The 1,984-nt window shown below is 62.2% G+C and carries 2 protein-coding genes; one reads left to right on the top strand and one right to left on the bottom strand.

The annotated features are described in order from the left end of the window. Nucleotides 1-88: 88 nt before the first annotated feature. Nucleotides 89-1,012: a LysR family transcriptional regulator gene (locus NUV89_RS29500; protein ID WP_257784093.1), complete on the bottom strand. Its 924-nt coding sequence runs from the start codon at nt 1,010-1,012 to the stop codon at nt 89-91. 126 nt (nt 1,013-1,138) lie between these two features. Between NUV89_RS29500 and NUV89_RS29495 the strand changes: the two genes are divergently transcribed. Beyond that, nucleotides 1,139-1,885, top strand: coding sequence for a 3-oxoacyl-ACP reductase family protein (locus NUV89_RS29495; RefSeq protein WP_257784092.1), 747 nt, complete (start codon nt 1,139-1,141; stop codon nt 1,883-1,885). Nucleotides 1,886-1,984 lie beyond the last annotated feature (99 nt).

Below are 1,984 nucleotides of genomic sequence, written 5' to 3'. Positions count from 1 at the left end.
CACAGTTGATCGCATTCCAACTTTGAAATGCGTTCCCCTGTGGGAGCTGGCTTGCCTGCGATGCCGGCGACTCGGTCTACCAGACTCATTAAACCGCACTAAACCGCCGCCCCCACTGCTGCTCGGCAAACTGCTCGATGATGAAATCCACAAACGCCCGGGTCTTGCCCGGCAACAACTTGTGCTCGGCGTAATAGATAGAGATGTTGCCATCATCCACATACCAGTCCGGCAACACCCGCACCACCGCACCACTGTCCAGGAACGGCACGGCCATCGGCATGCTCACCAGTGCAATGCCCAAGCCTTGGGCGCTGGCGCAGCAGGCGGCTTCGGAGTCGCTCATGGTCATGCCCGGCTTGAGCACCAGCGGCCGATGCTCTCGCTCGGCGCTGGTCAGTTGCCACGAACGCACGCGCCCGGTTTGCGGCGAGCGGATAAGAATACCGCTGCAGCGCGCCAGGTCTTCTGGCGCATTGACCGGCGGGCGTTGCGCCAGGTAATCCGGCGCGGCCACCAACACCCGATGGGCCGGGGTCAACTTGCGCGCCACCACGCCCTGGGGCAGCTCAAAACCGCCGCCGATCGCCGCATCAAAACCTTGGCCGATCAGGTCCACCTGGCGGTTATCGAAATGCCAATCCGGGCTGATATCCGGGAAGCGCGCCATGAATTCCCCCAGCAGCGGCACCACATAGCGATTGCCAAACACCGTGCCCATGCTGACCTTGAGCGTGCCCACCGGCCGCCCTTCGGCGCTGGCCAAATTGGCCACCGCGTTCTGGATGGTGGTGAGGCTGGCGCCGACTTCGTCGAGGAACAACTTGCCGGCTTCGGTCAGGGTCAGGCGCCGGGTGCTGCGCTGGAACAGGCGCACACCGAGGCGCGCCTCCAGCTTGGCGACACTCTTGCCCACCGCCGCCGGGGTGAGGCTCAGGTGCCGCGCCGCCTCGGCAAAACTGCCACCTTCGGCGCTGCGCACAAAGCATTCGATACTGCCAAAGCTTTCCATATCGCCTCACTCTAAACTTTTGGTTTACACAGACTATAGCAATCACGGTCTACCGGCAGGGACGGGTGAGGTCGATACTCGGCTCCAACAACAAGGCATTCCGCCTTGAACAGCTAGGAGATCGACATGACCACACAAAACCTCAGCGGCAAAGTCGCCTTGATTCAAGGCGGTTCCCGCGGCATCGGTGCCGCCATCGTCAAGCGCCTGGCCGCACAGGGCGCAGCGGTTGCCTTTACCTACGTCAGCTCGGCCGCCAAGGCTGAAGAACTGCAGAACAACGTGAACGGCGCGGGCGGCAAAGCCCTGGCGATCCACGCCGACAGCGCCAGTGCCGAGGCGATCCGCAACGCGGTCAATGCCACCGTCGAAGCCTTTGGGCGCCTGGATATCCTGGTGAACAACGCCGGCGTACTGGCCATCGCCCCGCTGGAAGAGTTCAAGCTGGAAGATTTTGACCAGACCCTGGCGATCAACGTGCGCAGCGTGTTTATCGCGACTCAGGAAGCGGCGAAACACATGGGTGACGGCGGCCGGGTAATCAATATCGGCAGCACCAACGCCGAGCGCATGCCCTTTGGTGGCGGTGGGCCGTATGCGATGAGCAAGGCGGCGCTGGTGGGCCTGACCAAGGGCTTGGCGCGAGACCTGGGGCCGCGCGGCATCACCATCAACAATGTGCAGCCTGGGCCGGTGGACACGGATATGAACCCGGCGAACAGTGATTTTGCCGAGAGCTTGATCGGGTTGATGGCGGTGGGCCGGTATGGCCATGTTGAAGAGATTGCCAGCTTCGTTGCCTACCTGGCAGGCCCAGAGGCCGGCTACATCACCGGTGCCAGCCTGACCATTGACGGTGGCTTCAGCGCCTAAGTCCTCAAGCACACTGCAAAACCCAATGTGGGAGCTGGCTTGTGTGGGAGCGGGCTTGCTCGCGAAAGCGATGGATCAGTCAATACATTCGTTGACTGA

This window comes from Pseudomonas sp. 18.1.10, from assembly GCF_024655625.1.
Taxonomy (GTDB): Bacteria; Pseudomonadota; Gammaproteobacteria; order Pseudomonadales; family Pseudomonadaceae; genus Aquipseudomonas.
The sequence above is the reverse complement of the archived record's forward strand: the minus strand, read 5'-3'. Positions and strand labels throughout refer to the sequence as shown.